This window comes from Phenylobacterium sp. (assembly GCF_004799515.1).
Lineage (GTDB): Bacteria > Pseudomonadota > Alphaproteobacteria > Caulobacterales > Caulobacteraceae > Phenylobacterium.
The window spans coordinates 63,280-79,475 of the sequence record NZ_SSMX01000041.1 but is presented as its reverse complement, the minus strand read 5'-3'; the positions used below and the strand labels follow the sequence as shown (position 1 = coordinate 79,475).

Below are 16,196 nucleotides of genomic sequence, written 5' to 3'. Positions count from 1 at the left end.
CCTGGCTCTTATCCTTGGCCATCTGCTGGCGCAGGCTGTGCAGGCGGGCGAGCTCGACGGTGCGCGTCTCGTCGGTCCACAGCACCACGTCGTCGCCGTCGGCGTTGGCTGGCCAGAAGCCCACCACGCCCTTGGCGGTGAACCACTGCTCGCCGATGATCCGCTGCAGCATGGCCTGGGCGTCGGCGAACAGGCTGACCGCGGCCTCGCCGACCACGTCGTCCTCCAGGATCTGCGGATAGCGGCCGATCAGCTCCCAGCTGGCGAAGAACGGCGACCAGTCGATGTGGCGGGCGAGGTCGGCCAGGTCATAGGCCTCGAAGGCGCGCGTGCCGGTGAAGCTGGGCTTCGGCGGATCGTAGGTCGTCCAGTCCGGCGTGAAGGCGTTGTCGCGCGCCTCGTCCAGGGTGGAGCGGGCGCGCTTGTCCTGGCCGCGGGCGAAGGCCTCGCGCACCTTGACGTACTCCGCCTTGGTCTCGGCCATCAGCCGGTCGCGCTCGGTGGGCGAGAGCAGGCCCGAGACCACCCCCACCGCGCGGCTGGCGTCGAGGACGTAAGTTGTCTGGGAGCCCTTGTACTTGGGCTCGATCTTCACCGCCGTGTGGGTCTTCGACGTCGTGGCGCCGCCGATCAAGAGCGGGATGGTCATGCCTCGGCGCTCCATCTCGCCGGCCACATAGGCCATCTCGTCGAGGCTGGGGGTGATCAGGCCGGAGAGGCCCACCATGTCCACCTTGTGCGCCACGGCCTCGTCCAGGATGCGGTCGGCCGGCACCATGACGCCCAGGTCGATGACGTCGTAGTTGTTGCACTGCAGGACCACGCCCACGATGTTCTTGCCGATGTCGTGGACGTCGCCCTTGACGGTGGCCATCAGGATCTTGCCGGCCGCCTCGCGCGGCTTGCCCTCCTTCTCGGCCTCCATGAACGGCATCAGGTAGGCCACGGCCTGCTTCATCACCCGGGCGGATTTCACCACCTGCGGCAGGAACATCTTGCCCGAGCCGAACAGGTCGCCGACCACGTTCATGCCGTCCATCAAGGGGCCCTCGATGACGTGCAGCGGCCGCGCCGCCTGCTGCCGCGCCTCCTCGGTGTCGGCCTCGATGAAGTCGGTGACGCCGTTCACCAGGGCGTGGGTGATCCGCTGGCCCACGTCGCCCTCGCGCCAGGTGAGGTCGGGGCCCTTGGCCTCGGACTTGCCGCCCTTGTACTTGGGCGCCAGCTCCACGAGGCGTTCGGTGTTGCTGAGGACCGGGTCGCGCTGCGGCCGGTTGAGGATCACGTCCTCGACCGCCTCGCGCAGCTCCTCCGGCACCTGGTCGTAGACCGGGAGCTCGCCGGCGTTGACGATGCCCATGTCCATGCCAGCGGCGATGGCGTGATAAAGGAAGACCGAGTGGATGGCGCGGCGCACCGGCTCGTTGCCGCGGAAGCTGAACGACACGTTGGAGACCCCGCCCGAGATCCGCGCGTGCGGCAGGGTGGCCTTGATCGCCTTCACCGCCTCGATGAAGTCGACAGCGTAGTTGTTGTGCTCGTCGATGCCGGTGGCGACGGCGAAGATGTTCGGGTCGAAGATGATGTCCTCGGCCGGGAAGCCGACCTCATCCGTCAGCAGATTATAGGCCCGGGTGCAGATCTCGATCTTGCGCGCCGCGGTGTCGGCCTGGCCCACCTCGTCGAAGGCCATGACCACCACCGCCGCGCCGTAGCGTTGGCAGGCGCGGGCCTGCTCGATGAACTTGGCCTCGCCCTCCTTCATGGAGATCGAGTTGACGATCGCCTTGCCCTGCACGCAGCGCAGCCCCGCCTCGATCACCTCCCACTTGGAGCTGTCGATCATCACCGGCACCCGGGCGATGTCCGGCTCGGCCGCCAGCAGGTTCAAGAAGGTCCGCATGGCGTGGACGGAATCCAGCAGGCCAGCGTCCATGTTGACGTCAATGATCTGCGCCCCGGCCTCGACCTGCTGGCGCGCCACGGACAGCGCCTCCCCATAGGCGCCGTCCTCGATCAGCTTCCTGAACTTGGCGGACCCGGTGACATTGGTCCGTTCCCCGACGTTGACGAAGATTCTAGGCTGCATGCTCTACCGTTGATCGCCCTCCCTTCTCCCCTTGTGGGAGAAGGTGTCGGGCGGAGGCCCGACGGATGAGGGGTTTCTCAAACTCTCCAAATTCCTTCGGCCGCGGCGGAGAGGCCGGCTCGACCCCTCATCCGACCGCCTCCGGCGCCCACCTTCTCCCTCAAGGGGAGAAGGACGTTTACGCAAGTTCGAACGGCTCCAGCCCCGCCAGCCGCATCGCCGTGGGCCGCGCCGGGACCTCGCGCGGCGTCAGCCCGGCGACCGCCTTGGCCACGTGGGCGATGTGGTCCGGGGTGGTGCCGCAACAGCCGCCCAGGATGTTGACGATGCCCTGCTCGGCCCAGTCGTGCAGGGCGTGGCCGGTCTCGTCGGGCGTCTCGTCGTACTCCCCCATGGCGTTGGGCAGGCCGGCGTTCGGATAGGCGCTGACCAGGGTGTCGGCCACGCGGGAAAGCTCGGCGATGTGCGGCCGCATCAGCTCCGCGCCCAGCGCGCAGTTCAGCCCCACCGCGAACGGCTTCGCATGGCGCACCGAGTTCCAGAACGCCTCCACCGTCTGGCCGCTGAGCGTGCGGCCCGAGCGGTCGGTGATCGTCCCGCTGATCCAGATCGGCAGCGGCTCCAGGCCCTCCTCCTCCAGGTCGAGGATCGCCTTGATCGCGGCCTTGCAGTTCAGCGTATCGGTGATGGTCTCGATCAGGAACATGTCGACGCCGCCCAGGTGCAGGGCGCGGACCTGTTCGGAATAGGCCGCGTAGACCTGCTCGAAGGTGACCTTGCGCGCGCCCGGGTCGTTCACGTCGCTGGACATCGACAGCATCACCGGCAGCGGCCCGATGGAGCCGGCCACGAAGCGCGGCTTGTGCGGCTCCTTCGCCGTCCAGCGGTCGGCGGCCTCGCGGGCGACGCGGGCGCCCTCCAGGTTGATGTCGCGCACCGCCGCCTCCAGCCCATACTCCGCCTGGGCGATGGTGGTGGCCGAGAAGGTGTTGGTCTCGCTGATGTCGGCGCCGGCGGCGTAGTAGGCCTCGTGCAGCTCGCCCACCAGGTCCGGCCGGGTCAGGCAGAGGACGTCGTTGTTGCCTTTGAGCTGGCCCTCGTAGGCCTTGAACCGCTCGCCGCGGTAGTCGTCCTCGCTGAGGCCCGCCTTCTGGAACATCACGCCCCAGGAGCCGTCGAGGATCAGCACCCGCGTCTTCGCGGCGGCCTTCAAGAGGGCGATGCGGTCGCTTCGGGCGGTCATGCCGCGGCCTCCGTGCTCGTGGGTTCCGCCGGCTCGCGCACGCCCAGCACCCGGCAGATGGCGTAGGTAAGGTCGGCGCGGTTCAGCGTGAAGAAGTGGAAGTCGGAAAAGCCCTCTTCCGCCAGCCGTGCGCACATCTCTGTCGCCACCGAGGCCGCGATCAGCCGGCGCGTCTCCGGGTCCTTGTCCAGCCCCTCGAACAGGTTTCCCAGCCAGGCCGGCAGCTCGACGCCCATCGGGCCGCTCATCTTCTTCAGGCCCTTGAAGCTGGTCACCGGCATGATGCCCAGCGAGACCGGAATGGTGACCCCGGCCGCGCGCACGCGGTCCATGAATTTCAAAAACCCATTGATATCATAAAAGAATTGCGTGATCGCCCGGGTCGCACCGGCGTCGACCTTGGCCTTCAGGACGTCGATATCGTGGTCGATCGACGGACTTTCCGGATGCACGTGCGGATAGAGGCCGACGCTGACCTCGAAGTCGCCGATGGCGCGGATGCCGGCGGTGAGCTCGGTGGCGTTGGCGTAGCCGTCGGCGCGCGGGCTGTAGGCCCCGCCGATCTGGCCGGGCGGATCGCCGCGCAGGGCCACGATGTGGCGGATGCCGGCGTCCCAGTAGTCGCGGATCACCTCGTCGACCTCGCCGCGGCTGGCCTCGACGCAGGTCAGGTGCGCGGCCGGCTTCAGCTTGGTCTCGGCCAGCATCCGCAGCACCGTGCGGTGCGTGCGGTCGCGGGTCGAGCCGCCGGCGCCATAGGTCACCGAGACGAAGGTGGGATCCAGCGGCTCCAGCCGGCGGATCGCCTCCCAGAGGGTCTCCTCGGCCTCCGCGGTCTTGGGCGGCGAGAACTCGAAGGACACGCGGGGCCTCGGCGTCGCCCCGCCGCCGGCCCGGGCGACCGGGCCCAGGACCTGGTCGCCCACATCACTGCTGCGGCGTCTCATGCGGCCCTCCGCTGGCCTTCGCGGCCGCGCTCGGCGGTCCAGATCTTGACGGTGAGGCCACCCTTGCGCGCCGGCGGCAGGGCGGTGACGCCGATCTTGCCCAGGCCCGCGCCGCCCAGCCAGCGGGCCATCTCCGGCTCGGCGAAGCCCAGGCGGCGGTGCTGGTGCTGCTCGCGCAGGAACTCCAACTTGTGCGGCGCGAAGTCGGCGATGACCAGCTTGCCGTCCGGGGCGACGATCCGCGCCGCCTCCTTCACCGCCGCGGCGGGGTCGGCCAGGTAGTGCAGCACCTGGTGCACCACCACCAGGTCGGCGCTCTCGTCCGGCAGGCGGGTGGCGAAGATATCGCCGTGGCGCAGCTCGCAGCCCAGGAGCCCGGCCTCGGTCACCCGGTTGCGGGCCAGGTTCAGCATCTGCTGCGACAGGTCCAGGCCCAGCGCCGCCTCGGCGTGGGGCGCGAGGAGGGTCAGCATCCGTCCGGTGCCGGAGCCCAGGTCCACCAGCCGCCGGAACGGCCCAGGCCCGGCGGCCGCCAGGATCGCGGCCTCCACTTGCGTGTCGGAGACGTAGAGCGAACGGATCTCGTCCCAACGCGCGGCGTTGCGGGCGAAGTATTCGCCGGCGTCGGCGGCGCGTTCGGCCCAGACCGCCGACAGCCGCTCGGCGTCGCGCTGCAGCCCCGCGTCGGCGGGATCGATGCGCGACAGCGCCTGGTCCGCCAGTTCATAGGCCGGCCCGTCGCCCGCCAGGCGATAGAAGACCCAGGCGCCGTCCGGGAAGCGTTCGACCAGGCCCGCCTCGGCCAGCAGCTTCAGATGGCGCGAGACCCTGGGCTGGCTCTGGTCCAGCACCCGGCAGAGCTCCAACACCGCCAGCTCCTCGCGCGCCAAGAGCGCCAGGATGCGCAGGCGCGTGGGCTCGCCCGCCGCGCGCAACACCTCGACCGCCTGACTCGCCGATAGGACCATGAGCGCATAAAGATATCTTTATGTCTTTATGTCAAGTTAAGGCGCGCCTACGTCTCGACGGGTTGCCAGAGCTCGACCTTGACCCCCGCCGGGTCCATCAGCCAGGCGAAATGCCCATAGTCGTCGTCCTGCCGGTTCAGGATCTCGGCGCCGGCCTCGCGCGCCCGCGCCAGCACCCCGTCCAGATCGTCGACGATCAGGTTGACCATGAACGGCTGGCCGGACGGGGCGAAGTGATCGGTGTCCTCCGAAAAGGCGCTCCAGACCTGCGAGCCGACGCCGGTCGGCGGGAACTTGACCCCGCCCCATTTGGTGACCTCGAAGCCCAGGACCCGGGCGTACCAGTCCTGGATCGCTTTTGGGTCCGCAGCCTTGAAGAAGATTCCGCCGATACCCAGCACCTTAGCCATGCATCACCCCCAAGAAACCTAATCAGCGACCGGCGCCACCGGACTCGCCAGCGCCTCGCCGCGCAGGAACCTTTGCACATTGTCGATCGCCTGGGCCACCATCAGCGGTATGGCCTCGGTCGAGGAGCCGGCGGTGTGCGGGGTGAGCACGGCGTTGGGCGCCTCCGCCCAGCGTTCGGGCGGCGTCGGCTCGGTCTGGAAGACGTCCAGCGCCGCGCGCCAGAGCCGGCCGTCCTTCAGCGCCGCCACCAGCTCAGGCTCGTCGATGAGCGAGCCGCGCGCGACGTTGACGATCAGCCCCTTGGGCCCGACGGCCTCGATGATCTCGCGGGAGATCAGGCCGCGGTTGGACGCCTCGGCGCGGCTCGCCACCACCAGGATGTCGCTGTCGCGGGCCAGCGCCAGCAGGTTCTCGGCGCGCGGCCAGGGCGCGGGCTTGTCACGCGGACCCCACCAGGCGACCTGCAGGCGCATCGCCTCGGCGCGCCGGGCGACCGCCTGGCCGATGGCCCCCAGGCCCACGATCCCCAGCCGGCGCCCGCCCAGGCTGGGCTGCGGCGCGAGCCGGTCCTCGTGCCGCCAGCGGCCCTCGCGCACCGTGCGGTCGCCGGCCGGGATGTTGCGCCACGCGGCGATCATCAGGCCGATGGCGTGGTCGGCCACATCCTCGGCGTTCAATCCGTCGGCGTGGCTGACGTCGATGCCGCGCGACCGGCACCAGGCGACGTCGACTCCGTCGTAGCCGACGCTGACGCAGGCGATCAGGCCCAACTTCGGCAGGGCCGCCAGCGCCTGCGGCGTCAGCACGAACTCGCCGGCATGCAGGATGGCGCGGACTTCGGCGCGATCGGCGTCCGTCAGGTCCCACTCGCGCGCCATCCTCAGCCCGGCGCCGGCGAACACCGGCTCCAGCCCCGCCAGGACCGGGTGCGAGATCAGGATGACGGGATCGGACATGCGCACGGGTTCCTGGGCTGTCTTCGGTTGGACACGGTCGGTCTATAGCGTCGCTTGGGCGTCGGCGCCGCATCCGTCGTGGCTTGCCCGCCGGCCCGACCGCCTGTTTCCTCGCCGTCTTACTCCAGGGAAAACCTCGATGGTCCGCCTCGCCAGCCTCGAAGACGTCGAGCGCCTCTACGCCGCGCATGGCGGCCTGACCTACGGCGAGGGCGTGACCCAGATGGAGCACGCCGCCCAGTGCGCCGCCCTGGCGCAGGCCGAGGGCGCGCCGGCCAGCCTGGTCGCCGCCGCCTTGCTGCACGACGTCGGCCATCTCTTGACCGCGAACGAGCACGCCGCCGACGCCGGCCTCGATGAGCGCCACGAGATCACCGGCGCCCAGGCGCTGAAGGGCTTGTTCGGCGAGGCGGTGCGCACGCCGATCGCCCTGCACGTCGCCGCCAAGCGCTACCTCTGCTTCGCCGAGCCGGGCTATTTCGAAGCCCTCAGCCCGGCGTCGGTGAAGTCACTGGCCCTGCAGGGCGGCCCCTTCGACGCCGGCCAAGCCGCCGCCTTCGAGCGCCGGCCCTATTGGCGCGAAGCCGCGGCGCTCCGCCGCTGGGACGACCTCGGCAAGCGCGAGGACATCAGCGGCGGGACCGTCGCCGACTATGAGAGCCTGCTTAGAGGCCTCTTGGAGTAAGGCGCCCGCGGGCCTAGTGGCGGCGCTTACGCGAACGCCTCGATCATCCTGGCGCAGAAGGCCGGCAGGTCGTCAGGTTTGCGTGAGGTCACCAGGCCGTCGTCGACCACCACCTCTTCGTCCACCCAGTCGGCGCCGGCGTTCTTCAGGTCGACCTCCAGCGAGGGCCAGGAGGTCATCCGCTTGCCCTCGACGGCCTCGGCGTTGATCAGCGTCCAGGGGCCGTGGCAGATGGCGGCGATCGGCTTGCCGGCCTCGGCGAAGGCGCGCACGAAGTCGATGGCCTTGGGCTCGAGCCTGAGCGCATCGGGGTTCATCACCCCGCCCGGCAGGACGATGGAGTCGTAGTCGTCGGCGTTGGCCTGGGCCAGCAGCCGGTCGACCCGCACCATCGCGCCCTTGTCGTGGTGCTGGTAGCCCTGGATCTCGCCGGACTTCGGCGAGACCACCTCCACCGTGGCGCCGGCGTCTTTCAGCGCCTGGACCGGCTTCTGCAGCTCCGACTGCTCGAAGCCGTCGGTCGCGAGGACGGCGACCTTCCTGCCGCGCAGAGTGTCATTGGCCATGGGCTTTGCTCCTGTCGGGACTCTGGGTTTGAGGACGTGACGCCAGAACCGGTCTCCCGGGACGACAGTTCCGGCGCGCCGAGCCGGCCACCGATTCCTGGGCAGAAAGCGAAACCTTACGGCAGGCTCAAAGGTTAATCCCGGCGCCGCTTCAACGGTGTTTTCGTCGTGAGGGATTTCCCATGAAGACCATCCTGCTGGCCGCCGGCGCGGCCGCCATCGCCTTCGCCGCCGGCCCCACGCTCGCCCAGGGCAAGAACGGCGGTCCGACCGTCGCCGGCCCGTCGCAGCCGATCCCCTATTCCGAACTGAACGCCTACATGAAGGCCTCGCCCAAGATGCGGAAGTCAAAGGACTGGTCGGCCGGCCAGGTGGCCAGCACGGGCGCCAGCGCCAACACCAGCGCCACCGCCCCGGCCAGCCCGACGCCCAGTCTGCCGAACGATGTGGGCGGCGCGGCCACCACCGCCAACCCGCCCTCGGAAGGCGGCCAGCAAGCCGCGCCGGCGACGCCGCCGACCGCGTCTTCCACGGGCGCGGTGAACCCGCCGGCGGCCAGCACGCCGGACGCCGCGCCGGCCTCGACGCCGCCGAAGTAGTTCGCCTTCGCCCCGGTTTCCCGTTCCGCCGGCCTGGTCCGGCGGGCGGGCGCCGGGCCTACCGCGTGAACTTCTGGAACTTGATCCGGTGCGGGATGAGGCTGTCGGCGCCCAGGCGGCGCTTCTTGTCCTCTTCGTAGGCTTCGAAGTTGCCCTCGAACCAGTCGACCTGGCTGTCGCCTTCGAAGGCCAGGATGTGGGTCGCCAGGCGGTCCAGGAAGAAGCGGTCGTGGCTGATGACCACGGCGCAGCCGGGGAAATCCTCCAGCGCGCTTTCCAGGGCGCCGAGCGTCTCCACGTCCAGGTCGTTGGTCGGTTCGTCGAGCATCAGGACGTTGCCGCCGGCGGCCAGCGTCTTGGCCAGGTGCACGCGGTTGCGCTCCCCGCCTGACAGCAGGCCCACCTTCTTCTGCTGGTCGGCGCCCTTGAAGTTGAACGAGCCGACATAGGCGCGGCTGGGGATTTCGCGGCCGCCGACCTTCATCACGTCCAGTCCGCCGGAGATCTCTTCCCAGACGTTCTTGTTGGGGTCGAGGTTGTCGCGGCTCTGGTCGACGTAGGCCAGCTTCACCGTCTCGCCCAGGCGGATGGAGCCCTCGTCCGGCGTCTCCTGCCCGGTGATGATCTTGAACAGCGTCGACTTGCCGGCCCCGTTCGGCCCGATCACCCCCACGATGCCGCCCGGCGGCAGCTTGAAGGTCAGGTCCTTGAACAACAGCTTGTCGCCATAGGCCTTCTCGACGCCGTTCACCTCGATGACCATCTGGCCCAGACGCGGACCCGGCGGGATCTGGATCTGGGCAAAGGTCTGCTTGGCGTTCTCAGCCTCGTTCTGCAGGTCGTGGAAGGCGGCGAGGCGCGCCTTGGACTTGGTGCGCCGGGCGCTCGGCGAGGAGCGCACCCAGGCCAGCTCCCGGTCGATCGCCCGCTTCTTCCCGGCCTCTTCGCGTTCTTCCTGCGCGATCCGCTTGGTCTTCTGCTCCAGCCAGGCGGAATAGTTGCCCTCGTAGGGCAGGCCCTTGCCGCGGTCGAGCTCCAGGGTCCACTTGGTCACCTGGTCCAGGAAGTAGCGGTCGTGGGTCACCAGGATCACGCAGCCCGGGAAGTCCTCCAGGTGGTGCTGCAGCCAGGCCACGCTCTCGGCGTCCAGGTGGTTGGTGGGCTCGTCCAGCAGCATCATGTCGGGCTTGGAGAGCAGCAGGCGGGCCAGCGCCACCCGGCGGCGCTCACCGCCCGACAGTTTGTCCACCGGCCAGTCGTTGGGCGGGCAGCGCAGGGCGCCCATGGCCATTTCGATGCGGCTGTCGATGTCCCAGAGGTCGCCGGCGTCCAGCTTTTCCTGGAGCGCGGTCATCTCTTCCATCAGCTCGTCGGTGTACTCCTCGCCCAGCTTGGCGGCGATGGCGTTGTACGCGTCGAAGAGCTTCTTCTCCTCGCACCAGGCGATGACGTTGGCCCAGACGTCGAGCTGGTCGTCGAGCTTGGGCTCCTGCTCCAGATAGCCGCGCTTCACGCCCTCGGCGGCGAAGGCCTCGCCCTGGAAGTCCTTGTCGAGGCCGGCCATGATCTTCAGCAGCGTCGACTTGCCGGAGCCGTTGACGCCGACCACGCCGATCTTGGCGTCCGGGTAGAACGACAGCCAGATGTCCGAGAAGGTCTTCTTCGGGGCGCCGGGGAAGGCCTTGGTCAGGCCCTGCATCTGATAAATGTATTGCTGCGCCATGGGGGCGTCCGCACCGCTGGTTGGAATGACTGGGAGTTGGCCCCGCAGATAGCGGCCCCAAGGCTCCGGCGCAATCGCGCCACCGGCTTCCTCCTCGCAAAGGCGCGGGACGAGGAACCCAAGGCTGCGCTTCTGCGTACTGGGAGCCGACGGGGCCGCGGGCCCTGCTGAAACTCAGACCAGGAGTGCTCCCATGCACAAGGATCAGATCAAGGGCGCCGCCAAGGACGCCAAGGGCTCGGTGAAAGAAGGTATCGGCAAGGCCACGGGCAACGACCGCCTGGCCGCCGAAGGCGCCTCCGAGCGGGTCGCCGGCAAGGTGCAGAAGGGCGTCGGCAACCTGAAGGACGCCGCCCGTCAAGCGCTGAAGAAGTAGCAGCGCCAACCACTCTCCCGCCCGGGAGAAGGTGGACTGCGCAGCAGGCCGGACGAGGGACCGCCCCCAGGGCAGGTCCCGACTCCGGCCTTTTGCATAAGCGCAAGACGCCCTCATCCGTCGGCGACGCCGACACCTTCTCCCGGCGGGAGAAGGACACAAAAAGGGGGACAATTCGCCAACTGGCGTTTCCATCGGGCCTCGTTTCTCATAGAGGCTCGGGATTCGGGGAACGTCATGCTCAAGCCACAGACCTTCGCGGCCGCTCTCGCCGCCGCCGTTTTTGTCGCGGGCGCGGCGGTCGCGCAGACTCCGGCCGCCCCAGGCCCGAGCGCGTTGAGCCCCTTCGCCTCGGGCGCCGATCAGGAAGCGGCCATGCAGGCCGGGACGCTGACCTCCGAGGCCCTGGTGCAGGCCTACCTCGGCCGCATCGCCGAGCTCGACCGCAAAGGCCCGAAGCTGAACAGCGTCATCGCGCTCAACCCGCACGCGCTGGCCGACGCGCGCCGGATGGACGGCGAGCGCAAGGCCGGCCACGTGCGCGGCCCCCTGCACGGCCTGCCGGTGCTGCTGAAGGACAATATCGAGAGCGCCGACGGCACGGCCACCACCGCCGGCTCCCTCGCCCTGATCGACAACGTCACCGGCCGCGACGCGGTCCTCGTCAAGCGGCTGACCGACGCCGGCGCGGTGGTCCTGGGCAAGGCCAACCTGTCGGAGTGGGCCAACTTCCGATCCACCCATTCGATCAGCGGCTGGACCGGGGTCGCCGGCCTGGTTCGCAACCCCTATTCGCTGGACCGCACCGCCTGCGGCTCCAGCGCGGGCTCCGCCGTGGCGGTCTCCGCCGGACTGGTGACGCTGGCGGTGGGCACCGAGACCGATGGCTCGGTCACCTGCCCCTCGGCGATCAATGGGGTCGTGGGCCTTAAGCCGACGCTGGGCCTGGTCTCGCGCACCTTCGTGGTGCCGATCTCGCCGGAGCAGGACACGCCCGGGCCCATGGCGCGCACCGTGCGCGACACCGCCGCCATGCTGACCGCCATGGCCGGGTCCGACCCCGCCGACGCCTGGACCAAGGAGGCCGACCTGCGCAAGGCCGACTACCTGGCCGGCCTGCGCCCCGACGCCCTGAAGGGCGTGCGCGTGGGCGTGTTGCGCATGACCGCCGGCCGTTCGCCGCAGACCGACGCGGTGTTCGAGGATGCGCTGGTCGCCCTTCGCAAGGCCGGCGCGATCCTGGTGGAGGTCAAGACCCCGGCCGACGCCGACATGAGCGCCATCTCCACCAACGAGGGCGAGGCGCTGCGGGTCGAGTTCAAGGCGGCGCTCAACAGCTACCTGCTGACCACCGCGCCCAAGGTCACCGCGCGCTCCATGGAGGCCCTGGTGGCCTTCAACAACAAGGAGTCCCGAGAGACGCCGTTGTTCGGCCAGGAGATCTTCGAGGAATCGATCAACGCCCCGCCGATCACCAACGCCAACTACATCCAGCGCCGCGACACCGCCCGGCGCCTGTCGCGCGAGGCCCTCGATCACATGCTGCACGACAATGACGTCGAGGTGCTGGTGGGGCCGTCAACCGGGCCCGCCTCCATCGTCGACCCGATCGACGGCAGCCGCAGCCTGGGCTCCTATTCCACCCTGCCGGCGGTTTCGGGCTATCCGCACCTGACTGTGCCGATGGGCAATGTCTCCGGCCTGCCGGTGAATCTGTCGCTGATCGGTCCGGCCTGGTCGGACGCCAAGCTGCTGGCCTTCGGCTACGCTTTCGAACAGGCGACCCACGCGCGTATCGACCCCCTGTTCCTGCCGAACATTGGCGCTCGTCCTGAGTTCGCCAAGGCGTACGATCCACGCTGAGACCTTGCCGAGTCGGGCGTCCGCCCCAATTTGAACGTGCAGCTTCAGCATGAAGGAAAGGCGGGGTCCGCTGGCCAGGCTTTGGAAAAAATCCGCTAACCGCGCTAGTCTAGGCAAGGTCGGGCGGGATCGAACGGCTAGGCTGTCCGTTGCCGCGGCGCGGGGGAGCGCGATGGGGTTCGAGGAAAGAAGGGCCGGACGATTGGTCGATGTCTCCGCCGGTAAGCTCGGAGTGCTGCCTCGCCCGCGCACGGGCCGGATCGAACGCCCGGTCGCCGGGTTCGACGATCCGGCGCAGGGCTTCCACCTGATCGACACCACCATGATGTACGCGCCGCGGTCCGGCGGGGTGAAGCGTTACCTGACAGCCAAGCGCGGCTGGCTGGAAACCCGGCGGCCGGACATCCGCCACACCCTGGTGGTGCCGGGCGCGGCCACCCGCGCCGACGGGCCGGGGCTCTATACGGTCGGCGCCGCCAAGCTGCCGTTCGGCGACGGCTACCGCATGCCGGCCAGCCCGAACAAATGGTCGGCGGTGCTGCAGCTCCTGGAGCCGGACATCATCGAGGCCGGCGACGTCTTCGTGCCCGGCCACGCGGCCATGGACGCGGGCGAGGCCCTGGGCGTGCCGGTGGTGGGCGTCTGCCACACCGACGCCCCGACGCTCGCGGCCCTGCATCTCGGCGACTGGGCCGAGCAGCCGACCTTCAACTTCTGGGCCCAAGCCTACCGGCGCTTCGACCATGTCGTGGCGCCCAGCCGCCATACCGCCAGCCGCCTGGCCGACGCCGGCGTCGACCGGGTCAGCGTCCATCCGTTGGGCGTCGACCTGGACCTGTTCCATCCCAGCCGCGGCGACCGTGGCGCTCTCCTGAAGCGCCTGGGCTTCCCCAACGACTCCCGCCTACTGGTCTTCGCCGGCCGCCCTGCGCGGGAGAAGAACATCGATTCCATGGTGGCGGCGGTGGAGATGCTGGGCGACCCCTACCGGCTGGTGCTGATCGGCGCCGGCCAGGGCGCCAAGTACGACAGCCGCGTGGCCTGCATCGGCTTCGAGCGCGCGCCCGAGCGGCTGGCCGGGGTGATCGCCAGCTGCGACGCCTTCCTGCATGCCAACGAGAACGAGATCTTCGGCCTGGTCGTGCTGGAGGCCATGGCCGCCGGCCTGCCGGTGGTCGGCCCCAACAAGGGCGGCGTCGGCGAGCTGCTGGACGAGACGGTGGGCCAGCTAGCCCATGGCGTCGATCCGGCCAACCTGGCCGAGGCGGTGGAGGCCCTGTTCGCCCGCGACCTGGACGCGCTCAAGCTCGCCGCGCGCCGGCGCGCCGAGACGCGGCACAGCTGGGACCACACCTTCGAGGGCCTGACCCGGCTCTACACCCAGCTCCTGAGCCGCAGCCCGCGCCGCGCGCCCATGCGGCTCAGCGCCTGACTCGAATCTAATCCCGCCTTCCCTGGGAAAGCGGATGTTTGGTCACGCCAACGAAAAAGGGGCGCTCCGAAGAGCGCCCCTCGATCGTTTCAGGCTTGTGGTCGCCCGGCTCAGGCCGCGGCGGCGGCTTGGCGGCGGCGGAGCATGCCGCCCACGCCGAAGAAGCCGGTGAGCATCAGGGCCCAGGTCGCCGGTTCCGGCACGGCGTTCGGCCAGCCGATGGCGAAGGACTGGTGCGCCGGATCGCTGTTCTCGTCGGTGATCATGTAGATCAGGTCGCTGGAGGTGGTGAGGTCCGTGTAGGTGCCGGCGACGTAGCTGGCGTACGCGGCCTCGTAGGCGCCGAAGTCCGAGCGGCCGGTGTCGATCAGGCTGACGGCGCCCGGGTTCTCGATCTCCCAGATCGCAGCCTGGATGGCGGCGTCCTGCAGCGCCGCGTCGGGCGCGGCCTCCTCGTTGAGGATCCAGCCGGTGTCCACCAGATCGGTGATCGCCTTGATCTGAGTGGTGGAGAGCTTCGTGTCCTTGCCCAGCGGGTCGGAGGCCGGATAGGTCGGCGGCTCATAGTCGAAGTTGTGGGTCAGGGCGTTGGTCGTGTTGCCGAACGTCGAGTTGTAGGCGTAGTTCGGCAGCGCACCGGTGGTGATCTCGTGGAAGATGTCCACGCAGAAGCCGGAAATGTTGGTGGTCGGGCCGTTCGGCGTCGTGCTGACCGCGAACGTCATGATGTTGGAATAGGCCGCGCCGAAGCCCGCAATGCTGGCCTCGTAGTTCTCGTTCATCGACAGGTTCTGCAGGTAGATCGTCTGGTCGGCCGAGGCGTGGGTCGCAAGGCCCATCGCGGTCAAGCTGGCGGCCGCAACAAGCGCGGCCTTAAGGCCGGTGATACCCTTGGTCTTCACGTGATGAACCCCCAAACAAACGCTGGTGCGACCTTCCGAACCGGCTGCTGCCGCCCCATACGGAGCAGTCCGAGGAAGCTTTGCGGTATCCTTAAGAAAAGATTACACCGTAAGCAATCGTGCTCGCCTAAAAAGGGAAACTTTGATCCGCGAACGTCGGTTTCCCGACATTCAAAACTGATGTCACCGCCCCGTCGGCAAGTCCTTGAACGCCACGTCCTTGTCCACGCGGATGTCTCCGGGCAGGCCCAGGACCCGCTCGGCGATGATGTTCTTGAGGATCTCGTCGGTGCCGCCGGCGATCCGCAGCCCCGGCGCGAACATCAGCGAGCCCTGGAAGGCCGCGTGCAGGGGCGCGAGCTCCGGATCGTTGATGATCCCGTACTGGTCCAGCATCTCCACGGCGGTGTTGGCCAGGTCCTGCATCTGCAGCGCGGTGACCACCTTGCCGATGGAGCTTTCCGGCCCCGGCGTCTGACCGCGCGACAGGGCGGTCATGGTGCGGTTGCGGGTGTGCTTCAGGCCTTCGGTGGCCACGTACCAGTCGGCCAGCTTCTCGCGCAGCGCCCGGTCCTGGATCGCCGGAGCGCCGTCGAGGCCGGGCACGCTGCGGGCCGTCTCCAGGAACTGCGCCCAGCCGGTCCCGCTCGGCCCGCCCACCGCCAGGCGCTCGTTCATCAGGGTGACCAGGCTGACCCGCCAGCCGTCGTCGACCGCGCCCACCCGCTGGCTGTCCTTCACCCGCACATCGGTGAAGAATACCTCGTTGAAGCCGGAGCCGCCGCTCATCTGGTGGATCGGTTTCACCTCGATGCCCGGGTCATGCATGTCGACCCAGAACATGGTCAGGCCCTTGTGCTTGGGCGCGTCGGGGTTGGTGCGGGTCACCACGATGCCGAAGTCGGAGAACTGCGCCCCCGTCGTCCACACCTTCTGGCCCGAGATGATCCAGTCGCCGGAGCTGTCGTCCGCGCGCACCGCCTTGGTCCGCGCCGCCGCCACGTCGGAGCCGCCGGAGGGCTCGGAGAACAGTTGGCACCAGATCTCTTCGCCGCGCAGGGCCGGACCCACGAAGCGGTCCTTGGTGGCCTGGTCGGCGAAGGTCGCCACGGTCGGCACGCACATGCCGAGCCCGATCTGGAACGGGTTGCCCGGCACCGGATAGTTGGCTTCTTCCTGGTTGAAGATCACCTGCTGGATCGGCGTGCCGCCAGCCCCGCCCCAGTCCTTGGGCCAGGTGATCTGGGCGTATCCGGCGGCGGCCTTCTTGGCCTGCCAGGCCCGGGCGGCGGCCATGCCCAAGGAGCCTTCCGCTCCGCCTTCCTCGACGTCGCCGCCCTCGTAGCGCTTGGGAGCGTTGGCCTCGAGCCAGGCCTTCACCTGGGTTCGGTAGACGGCTTCTTCCGGGGTGTCGTTGAAGTCCATGATCCCGCTCC

The 16,196-nt window shown here is 69.1% G+C and carries 15 protein-coding genes; 5 read left to right on the top strand and 10 right to left on the bottom strand.

Features of this window, described 5'->3' with window-relative positions:
* The 6 genes from E8A49_RS17435 to E8A49_RS17410 form a co-directional block, all read right to left on the bottom strand.
* Window positions 1–2,089 (bottom strand): dihydropteroate synthase (locus E8A49_RS17435; protein ID WP_293384342.1); only part of this gene is annotated, 2,089 nt, incomplete at its 3' end.
* A 178-nt stretch (window positions 2,090–2,267) separates the two neighbouring features.
* Complete coding sequence (locus E8A49_RS17430; RefSeq protein ID WP_293384339.1) at window positions 2,268–3,332, bottom strand: homocysteine S-methyltransferase family protein; 1,065 nt, start codon at window positions 3,330–3,332, stop codon at window positions 2,268–2,270.
* On the bottom strand, window positions 3,329–4,279 hold the full coding sequence (gene metF, locus E8A49_RS17425; protein ID WP_293384336.1) for a methylenetetrahydrofolate reductase [NAD(P)H]: 951 nt from the start codon (window positions 4,277–4,279) through the stop codon (window positions 3,329–3,331). The genes E8A49_RS17430 and metF overlap by 4 nt, the downstream gene beginning before the upstream one ends.
* Window positions 4,276–5,247 carry a metalloregulator ArsR/SmtB family transcription factor gene (locus tag E8A49_RS17420; RefSeq protein WP_293384333.1) on the bottom strand — a complete coding sequence of 324 codons (972 nt, stop codon included), beginning with the start codon at window positions 5,245–5,247 and terminating at the stop codon, window positions 4,276–4,278. Before E8A49_RS17420 ends, metF begins: the two co-directional genes overlap by 4 nt.
* Before the next feature lie 47 nt (window positions 5,248–5,294).
* Window positions 5,295–5,657 carry a VOC family protein gene (locus tag E8A49_RS17415; protein ID WP_293384330.1) on the bottom strand — a complete coding sequence of 121 codons (363 nt, stop codon included), beginning with the start codon at window positions 5,655–5,657 and terminating at the stop codon, window positions 5,295–5,297.
* 18 nt (window positions 5,658–5,675) lie between these two features.
* Complete coding sequence (locus E8A49_RS17410; protein WP_293384327.1) at window positions 5,676–6,614, bottom strand: 2-hydroxyacid dehydrogenase; 939 nt, start codon at window positions 6,612–6,614, stop codon at window positions 5,676–5,678.
* Window positions 6,615–6,753: 139 nt separating this feature from the next.
* On the opposite strand from E8A49_RS17410, the gene E8A49_RS17405 reads away from it, so the two are divergent.
* Window positions 6,754–7,299, top strand: a complete 546-nt coding sequence (locus E8A49_RS17405; RefSeq protein ID WP_293384324.1) for an HD domain-containing protein — start codon at window positions 6,754–6,756, stop codon at window positions 7,297–7,299.
* A 26-nt stretch (window positions 7,300–7,325) separates the two neighbouring features.
* Here E8A49_RS17405 and E8A49_RS17400 read toward each other — a convergent pair whose 3' ends face one another.
* The gene (locus E8A49_RS17400; RefSeq protein ID WP_293384321.1) at window positions 7,326–7,865 is read right to left on the bottom strand and encodes a type 1 glutamine amidotransferase domain-containing protein; all 540 of its coding nucleotides are present in this window, start codon (window positions 7,863–7,865) and stop codon (window positions 7,326–7,328) included.
* Window positions 7,866–8,047: 182 nt separating this feature from the next.
* Between E8A49_RS17400 and E8A49_RS17395 the strand changes: the two genes are divergently transcribed.
* Window positions 8,048–8,464 carry a hypothetical protein gene (locus E8A49_RS17395; protein WP_293384318.1) on the top strand — a complete coding sequence of 139 codons (417 nt, stop codon included), beginning with the start codon at window positions 8,048–8,050 and terminating at the stop codon, window positions 8,462–8,464.
* 58 nt (window positions 8,465–8,522) lie between these two features.
* On the opposite strand, the gene ettA is transcribed toward E8A49_RS17395, so the two are convergent.
* Entirely contained in the window at window positions 8,523–10,187 is a 1,665-nt protein-coding gene (gene ettA, locus E8A49_RS17390) for an energy-dependent translational throttle protein EttA (protein WP_293384315.1), read from the bottom strand.
* 193 nt (window positions 10,188–10,380) lie between these two features.
* Here ettA and E8A49_RS17385 point away from each other — a divergent pair, with 193 nt between their 5' ends.
* The 3 genes from E8A49_RS17385 to E8A49_RS17375 all read left to right on the top strand — a co-directional run bounded on the left by E8A49_RS17385 (window position 10,381) and on the right by E8A49_RS17375 (window position 13,858).
* Window positions 10,381–10,563, top strand: a complete 183-nt coding sequence (locus tag E8A49_RS17385) for a CsbD family protein (RefSeq protein WP_293384313.1) — start codon at window positions 10,381–10,383, stop codon at window positions 10,561–10,563.
* Window positions 10,564–10,800: 237 nt separating this feature from the next.
* Complete coding sequence (locus tag E8A49_RS17380; protein ID WP_293384310.1) at window positions 10,801–12,426, top strand: amidase; 1,626 nt, start codon at window positions 10,801–10,803, stop codon at window positions 12,424–12,426.
* A 232-nt stretch (window positions 12,427–12,658) separates the two neighbouring features.
* Window positions 12,659–13,858 (top strand): glycosyltransferase, encoded by a 1,200-nt coding sequence (locus E8A49_RS17375; protein WP_293384307.1) that lies wholly within the window; start codon window positions 12,659–12,661, stop codon window positions 13,856–13,858.
* Between the two features lie 110 nt (window positions 13,859–13,968).
* On the opposite strand, the gene E8A49_RS17370 is transcribed toward E8A49_RS17375, so the two are convergent.
* Together E8A49_RS17370 and E8A49_RS17365 are read right to left on the bottom strand one after the other, a co-directional pair.
* The gene (locus E8A49_RS17370; protein ID WP_293384304.1) at window positions 13,969–14,760 is read right to left on the bottom strand and encodes a PEPxxWA-CTERM sorting domain-containing protein; all 792 of its coding nucleotides are present in this window, start codon (window positions 14,758–14,760) and stop codon (window positions 13,969–13,971) included.
* A 183-nt stretch (window positions 14,761–14,943) separates the two neighbouring features.
* Window positions 14,944–16,185, bottom strand: a complete 1,242-nt coding sequence (locus E8A49_RS17365; protein ID WP_293384301.1) for an acyl-CoA dehydrogenase family protein — start codon at window positions 16,183–16,185, stop codon at window positions 14,944–14,946.
* Window positions 16,186–16,196: the final 11 nt, after the last annotated feature.

What these genes read in the sequence shown, in the direction of transcription:
- metF (WP_293384336.1), bottom strand. Translation starts at nt 4,279, where the DNA reads ATGAGACGCCGCAGCAGTGATGTGGGCGACCAGGTCCTGGGCCCGGTC.
- E8A49_RS17410 (WP_293384327.1), bottom strand. Translation starts at nt 6,614, where the DNA reads ATGTCCGATCCCGTCATCCTGATCTCGCACCCGGTCCTGGCGGGGCTG.
- ettA (WP_293384315.1), bottom strand. Translation starts at nt 10,187, where the DNA reads ATGGCGCAGCAATACATTTATCAGATGCAGGGCCTGACCAAGGCCTTC.
- E8A49_RS17430 (WP_293384339.1), bottom strand. Translation starts at nt 3,332, where the DNA reads ATGACCGCCCGAAGCGACCGCATCGCCCTCTTGAAGGCCGCCGCGAAG.
- E8A49_RS17400 (WP_293384321.1), bottom strand. Translation starts at nt 7,865, where the DNA reads ATGGCCAATGACACTCTGCGCGGCAGGAAGGTCGCCGTCCTCGCGACC.
- E8A49_RS17380 (WP_293384310.1), top strand. Translation starts at nt 10,801, where the DNA reads ATGCTCAAGCCACAGACCTTCGCGGCCGCTCTCGCCGCCGCCGTTTTT.
- E8A49_RS17415 (WP_293384330.1), bottom strand. Translation starts at nt 5,657, where the DNA reads ATGGCTAAGGTGCTGGGTATCGGCGGAATCTTCTTCAAGGCTGCGGAC.
- E8A49_RS17405 (WP_293384324.1), top strand. Translation starts at nt 6,754, where the DNA reads ATGGTCCGCCTCGCCAGCCTCGAAGACGTCGAGCGCCTCTACGCCGCG.
- E8A49_RS17420 (WP_293384333.1), bottom strand. Translation starts at nt 5,247, where the DNA reads ATGGTCCTATCGGCGAGTCAGGCGGTCGAGGTGTTGCGCGCGGCGGGC.
- E8A49_RS17395 (WP_293384318.1), top strand. Translation starts at nt 8,048, where the DNA reads ATGAAGACCATCCTGCTGGCCGCCGGCGCGGCCGCCATCGCCTTCGCC.
- E8A49_RS17365 (WP_293384301.1), bottom strand. Translation starts at nt 16,185, where the DNA reads ATGGACTTCAACGACACCCCGGAAGAAGCCGTCTACCGAACCCAGGTG.
- E8A49_RS17385 (WP_293384313.1), top strand. Translation starts at nt 10,381, where the DNA reads ATGCACAAGGATCAGATCAAGGGCGCCGCCAAGGACGCCAAGGGCTCG.